Origin of the sequence: Pseudomonas sp. I2, from assembly GCF_040984075.1 — a bacterium.
In the GTDB taxonomy this organism is placed as follows: domain Bacteria; phylum Pseudomonadota; class Gammaproteobacteria; order Pseudomonadales; family Pseudomonadaceae; genus Aquipseudomonas; species Aquipseudomonas guariconensis_B.
Genome location: NZ_JBCGFQ010000095.1, coordinates 1 through 6,072, shown reverse-complemented (window position 1 = coordinate 6,072; position 6,072 = coordinate 1). Strand labels below are relative to the sequence as shown.

The window sequence follows — 6,072 nt, the reverse complement described above, 5'->3', positions numbered from 1 at the left end:
AGATGTGTTTACGTGACTGCTGGTCGGGACCTTCTTCTAGGCAGGAGAACTTGGGGCCGCGTTGCGGCCCCGGGGTCCCTCACCGATACCCCTGCCCAACCAGCCATCCCCTTACCATCGCCCGCTGCTGCACGGTCAATGGCTCCAGCAGCGCATCCAACGGCCCACCCACCTGCACCTGGCGCACCAGCGGCGCCAGCTCGATGCCCTGCAGGTGCCAGATCCCCAGTGGCTGGTCCTGGGTAACCACCACCTCGGCCTCGTCCACCCACCCTTCGCGCAGCACCGGCCGACGCTCCACCCGCACGGCCTGCCAATCGGCCTCGGCGTGCACCGGACGATCATCCGGCCAGGCACGCCGCCGGGCCCAGAACGCATGCTCGCCGCGGGCCTGCTCCTGGGCATAGAAATCCCGCCCGATCCGGGCGAAACGCAGGAACAACTGCTCGATACGCTCCTGGTGAAAACGCCGCGCCAAGGCCTCCCGCCGTGGCTCGCGCAACAGCGTGTTGATCACCGCTGGAGCCTGCAGCGCCGAGGACAGCGACTGGAAAATCCCATTCCCCGACAGGGGGTCCACGGCCATGGCCGCATCTCCCACGCGCAACCAGTCGCCACCGCTGCACTCGCCCGCCAGGATCGCCGTGCTGCTGCGCGCATGCACGGCAGCTGGCAACAGCGCGCGCTCGTCGAAGAACCCGGCCACCAGTGCCGAGCGCCGGCGCCGTTCGGCGCAGTACGCGGGCAGTGCCGCCTTGCCCGGCAACTGCGCCGCACCGGCATCCAGGGTGATCTGCCAGTAGCAGCGACCATCGGCCAGGCGCGCCATCCATGCCCAGCCATCGTCCAGGCTCTCGACCGCCGAGGCCGGCGTGCCTGGCGTGGACTGCCAGAGGTTGAGCAGGCTGACGGCCTCCGGGCCACGCAGCCGGTCGGCGGCCAGCGGTGCCTGGCGGCCACGGGCCTCGACCAGGAAATCGGCCTGCAACAGGCGGCCGTCGTCCAGCCGCACCTGGTGGCCGTCCTCGCGCATGACCTCGCGTACCCGGCCTTCGATCAGCCTCACCCCGGCCTGCAGCAAGTCATCGCGCAGGGCCTGGTCGAAGCGCTGGCGGTCGAGCAGGAACTCCTGGTTCAGTTGCAGGTGCTCGCCGTTCCAGCGTACCTGTCGCGTCGCCGCTATCGCCGCCTCGGCCAGCCCGCCGGCAAGCCCGGCATGGCGCAGCCCTTCGAGCACCCGCTGGGACACGCCCTCCACCGCGGAGAAACGACGCCAGTCGCAGACCACCGTGACCGGGTAACCCAACCGGCGCAAGCCAATGGCGGTGGCCGCACCAGCAGGGCCGGCGCCCAGCACCAGGATCCGCGCTTCAGCCATCGCGGCCACCTCGCCGCTCCGGGCCGATGAAGCAAGCGCCCGCCCGCAGCCGCTCCACGACCTGCTGGCGGTCCAGGCCGGGGCACTCGCGCAGCCAGGCAGCGACCTGCCCACTCACCGCCGCGCAAGCCAGGCTCGCCCCGGCCAGCCCTCGGCCGCCGACATAGCCACCGACATCCGCCTGGGCACTGCCCAGCCACGACCATTGCCCTGGCGCGCAACGGGCATCGCCGGTGATGCGCAGCACGCCCGGGTAGCTCGCCGGGTACACCGGCCCGCCACGCGCCGGGCTGGAGGCGCACAACAGCGCACCGGTCGCCAGGGCTTCGTCGCAGGCCTGGCGCAGCACGGGCCGGTCCTGGTGCAAGCCCAGGCTGAGATTGATCACGCTTGCGCCCTGCTCCACCAACCACAGCAACGCCGCGGCCACCTGCAGGGCACTGGTGCTCCACTGCTGACCGAATACCTGGGCCAGCAGCACCGGCATGTCGCCGGCTTGCGTCTGCAAGCAGCCCAGCACGGCACTGCCATGCCCCAGTTGGTCGGGCAGCGCTGGGCCTTCGCGCAGCACGCCGTCGTCGAGCCAGAAGCGCCGCGCCGCACGCAGCGCCAGGGCCTGCCCGGGCGAACAGCCGCTGTCGATCATGCCGATGCAGGCTTGGCCGGTCATTTGTCGGCCATCGCCTGGGGCAGCACGCGCAACTGGCCATCGCCCAGGTGCAGGTGCAGGTCGGCGTCGGCCAGGGTCGAGGCACGGTGGCTGATGAGGATACGCGTGCGCCCGGCGAACAGCTGGTCGATGGCGGCGATCACCTCACGCTCGGTGGCTTCGTCCACCGCCGAGGTGGCTTCGTCGAGCACCAGGATCGCCGGATCCTGCAACAGCGCCCGGGCGATGGCGATGCGTTGCTTCTGGCCACCGGAAAGCTGCTGGCCACGTTCGCCCAGCAGGCCATCCAGGCCCAGCGGCAGGCTGTCCACCAGGCTGTCCAGGCGGGTCAGGCGCACCACCCGCTCCAGTTCCGCGCGGCTGGCCTGTGGGCTGCTGTAGGCCAAGTTCTGCGCCAGGGTACCGCGAAACAGGACGATGTCCTGGCTGACCACGGCGATACGCCGGCGCAGGGCGGCCAGGTCCAGTTCGCGCAGGTCGGCGCCGTCGAGCAGGATACGCCCGGCGTCCGGGTCGTAGAAGCGTTGCAGCAGGTCGATCAAGGTCGACTTGCCCACCCCCGAGGCGCCGCTGATGGCGACCTTGAGGCCACCGGGGATGCGTACCTGCACGCCGCGCAGTACCGCGCCCTGGCGCCCGGCATGGGCGAAGTCCACGGCCTCCAGGCGCAGTTCGCCCGGCCCCTCCGGCATCGGCCGCGGCGCCTGCGCCTCGCATACCGCCAGGGGCTCCTGCTTGAGCTCCATCACCCGCCCCAGGCTGACCGCCATGCGCTGCACCGCCACGTACAGCCCCAGCAGGCTCTGCACCGGCCCGACGGCCATGCCCAGGTAAGTGGAAAAGGCGATCAGCGCGCCCAACTGCCAGGTGCCCTGGATCACCCACCAGCCGCCAACCAGGAAAGCGCAGGCACGGCACAGGGAGGTCAGCGTGCCCGGCACGGCCTGGGTGAAGAATTCGGTGACCTGCACCTTGAGCAATTGCCCCATGTAGCCCTGGCCCAGTTGCTCCAGGCGCCCAGCCTCGCGCCGTTGCTGGCCGGCGGCCTGGATGAACTTCATCGCCGGCAGCGTCTCGACCAGGAACGACGACACGTCCGCCGAACGCTCGCGCAGGCTGCGCACCTCGCGCTCGACCTTGCGCCGCATCCAGCGCAGCCACAGCACCTCGATGGGGATCAACAGCGCCAGCAGCAGCGACAACTGCCAGGACAGCATCAGCATCAGGCCCACGGCGCCGAGCAGGCCGATCACGCTGGAGACCGCCGAGAACAGTGAATCCACGGCAAAACGCTGAATCTCGGCGACATCGCCATCGAGCCGTGACAGGATGTCGCCGGTACGCCGCCGGCCATAGAACGACGGCGACAGCTGCTGCAGGTGGCGATAGAGGTCATCACGCAGGGCGAACAGGATGCGCCCGGACAAGCGGGTGTGCAGGTAGCGGTTGACGCCCGCCAGCACGGTGCCGAGCAACCCGGCGCCGATCATCAGCGCCGCCATGTGCCAGAGGGTCTGGTAGTCCCGTGCCAGCAGGCCCTCGTCGATCAGGGTCTTGACCAGCCACGGCTGGGCCAGGGCCAGCAGCGAGGCGGACAGCGACAACCCCAGCAGCACGGCGATGGCCTGCCGCTGCGGGCGTACGAAGCCATACAGCCAGGCCAGGGCCTGGCGCATCAGCACGGGGTCGCTGGACTCCACCAGCCGCGCGAACAGGCCACCCATGGCTCAGCCGCGCAACTGCTTGAGCTTGCGGTACAGCGTCGCCCGGCTGATGCCCAGCGCCTCGGCGGCGGCCGAGACATTCCCCTGGTGGCGCGCCAGGGCGCCGCGGATCAGTTCCAGTTCGTTCTCGCGCAGGCTGCCGGAGGGCGCCGCGCCGCTGGCCAACTCGTCCAGCAGGCAGTCGGTAAGATGATCCAGGCCCAGCACCTGCTCACCGTCCTCACGCATGGCCAGGGCGGTGCGCAGCACCATCTCCAGCTGGCGGATGTTGCCCGGCCAGTCGAAGCCATCGAGCAGCTCGGCCAGGGCTGGGTCGAGGGTCACGCCCTTGGCGCCGAACTTGTCCAGCAGGCCCTCGATGATGCCTGCCAGGTCGTCGCGCTCGCGCAGCGCCGGCAAGCGCAGGGACACGCCGTTGACCCGGTAGTACAGGTCTTCGCGAAACGCCTGTTCGGCCACCTGGCGCTTGAGGTCGCGGTGGGTCGCGCAGATCAGCGCCACATCGATCGCCTGCTCGTCGGCAGCCCCCAGCGGCGCCACCCGGCGCTCCTGCAGTACCCGCAGCAGGCGGGCCTGCAGGGCCAGGGGCATGTCGCCGATCTCGTCGAGGAACAGGGTACCGCCATGGGCCTGCATCAGGCGCCCGACCATGCCGCCCCGGCGCGAGCCGGTGAAGGCGCCTTCGCGGTAACCGAACAGCTCCGACTCGATCAGGCCTTCGGGGATGGCCGCGCAGTTGACCGCGACGAAGGCTTTGTCGGCACGCGGGCTGGCCTGGTGCAAGGCACGGGCGACCACCTCCTTGCCGGTCCCGGTCTCGCCCAGCAGCAGCACCGGCAGGCCATTGGCCAGCCCCTGGCGGGCCATACGCAGCCCACGGGCCAGGCGCGCATCGCCGCCGGCCAGGGCCTGCAGTGCCGGCGACTTCGCCGAGGCGGCCGGCTTGCCGACGCCCGCTGCGCCATTGAGGTTGCCATGGCGCGGCAGTTGCAGGACCCGGAAGAAGAACTCGCCCTTGGCGGTCTGCACGCTGCTCACCCCGCCCTGCCACAGGCGGGCGATGAAGGCCGACGAGCGCTCGCCGAGCAGGTCGCTGCTGCGCCGCCCGAGCAGCGCCTGGCGCGGCACCTGCAGCAACTGGCAGGCGTTGTCGTTGGCCGCCAGCACCTCGCCATCCAGGCTCAGGGCCAACAGCCCCTGCCAGGCGCTGGCCAGGTACTGGGGCCGGCTGTGGAAGGCCAGCACCCACTGCTCGGGGTGGCACAGGCCGAACAGCCGGCCTTCGATATTGCCGGCCGCCAGCATGAGGGTGCAGAGGCTGTCCTGGGGCTGGGTCATCACCCCCTCGCGGGTGATGTCCAGCACACCGATCACCTCCCCGCGCGGGTCGCGCAGGGGCACCGAGGTGCAGGAGAACGGGCTGAGCCGGTCGAGGTAGTGCTCGCCACAGTTGATCAGGGTCGGCCGCCCTTCGACCACCGCCGTGCCGATGGCGTTGGTGCCACGCAGCGACTCGCTCCAGCAACTGCCCGGGTGCAGGTCGCGCAGACCATCGCGGTTGAGCACGTGCTTCTGCCCTTCGATGGCCAGGACGTTGGCCTGGGCGTCGCCGAGGATGACGATGCCGCTCTTGCCCTGGCGCTTGACCAGGTAGTCCAGCTCCGGGGTGACGGCATCGATCAGCAGCCGGTTGTGCTCCAGCAAGGCGCGCAGGTCATGGCCGTGGCGCATGCCCAAGCCCACCTGCTCGCCTTGCAGGCAGTCCAGGCCATGGCCGAGACTACGGCGCCAGGAGGCATCGATCTCGTCGCGCAGCATCCCGGAGGGCAGTTCGCCTTCGTTGGCCAGCTTGAGCCGGGCCTGGCGGGATTCGTGCAAGGGGTTGCGGGCGTTTGTTATGGGTATGTGTCGCGCCATCGTTCACTCCAGCGGTGCCTCCGCGAGCGGGGCAACGGGCTTCGGGACTTGTTGCAGTGTGCTTCAGAATCCGCGAGCCGTCATCAGGCTGGGGTGGAGGGTGGCACAAAGCTTACGTTTACGTAAAGGCAGGGGGAGATTCTGCCGCTGACATTGGGGCCGCTTCGCGCCCCATCGCCGACAAGCCGGCTGCCACGGACCAGCGGTGTTCACCCAGCATATGGGAGCCGGCTTGCCGGCGATGGGCTGCAAAGAACGAGCGGTCCCCCATAGTGTGAATCAGGCTTTCCCGCGAAAGAGCCCACCCGACCCACACCAAAAAAAGCCCCACATACCCCAAGCAGGGGGCCCCACACCCCACCCCCCCCCCCGCCCACCCAAAC

General features: G+C 70.0%; 4 protein-coding genes. All 4 read right to left on the bottom strand.

The window, feature by feature from the left end:
* Positions 1-79 precede the first annotated feature (79 nt).
* Genes WCE05_RS25480 through WCE05_RS25465 form a run of 4 tightly spaced genes read right to left on the bottom strand, consistent with a single transcriptional unit; the run spans position 80 to position 5,689 of the window.
* On the bottom strand, positions 80-1,378 hold the full coding sequence (locus WCE05_RS25480; protein ID WP_368816798.1) for an NAD(P)/FAD-dependent oxidoreductase: 1,299 nt from the start codon (positions 1,376-1,378) through the stop codon (positions 80-82).
* Positions 1,371-2,048: a S8 family serine peptidase gene (locus WCE05_RS25475; protein WP_368816797.1), complete on the bottom strand. Its 678-nt coding sequence runs from the start codon at positions 2,046-2,048 to the stop codon at positions 1,371-1,373. The genes WCE05_RS25480 and WCE05_RS25475 overlap by 8 nt, the downstream gene beginning before the upstream one ends.
* Positions 2,045-3,772 carry an ABC transporter ATP-binding protein gene (locus WCE05_RS25470; protein ID WP_368816796.1) on the bottom strand — a complete coding sequence of 576 codons (1,728 nt, stop codon included), beginning with the start codon at positions 3,770-3,772 and terminating at the stop codon, positions 2,045-2,047. The genes WCE05_RS25475 and WCE05_RS25470 overlap by 4 nt, the downstream gene beginning before the upstream one ends.
* Before the next feature lie 3 nt (positions 3,773-3,775).
* Complete coding sequence (locus tag WCE05_RS25465; protein ID WP_368816795.1) at positions 3,776-5,689, bottom strand: sigma-54-dependent Fis family transcriptional regulator; 1,914 nt, start codon at positions 5,687-5,689, stop codon at positions 3,776-3,778.
* Positions 5,690-6,072 lie beyond the last annotated feature (383 nt).

Excerpts from the sequence above, each read along its gene's own strand:
- WCE05_RS25480 (WP_368816798.1), bottom strand. The coding sequence starts at position 1,378 with ATGGCTGAAGCGCGGATCCTGGTGCTGGGCGCCGGCCCTGCTGGTGCG.
- WCE05_RS25475 (WP_368816797.1), bottom strand. The coding sequence starts at position 2,048 with ATGACCGGCCAAGCCTGCATCGGCATGATCGACAGCGGCTGTTCGCCC.
- WCE05_RS25470 (WP_368816796.1), bottom strand. The coding sequence starts at position 3,772 with ATGGGTGGCCTGTTCGCGCGGCTGGTGGAGTCCAGCGACCCCGTGCTG.
- WCE05_RS25465 (WP_368816795.1), bottom strand. The coding sequence starts at position 5,689 with ATGGCGCGACACATACCCATAACAAACGCCCGCAACCCCTTGCACGAA.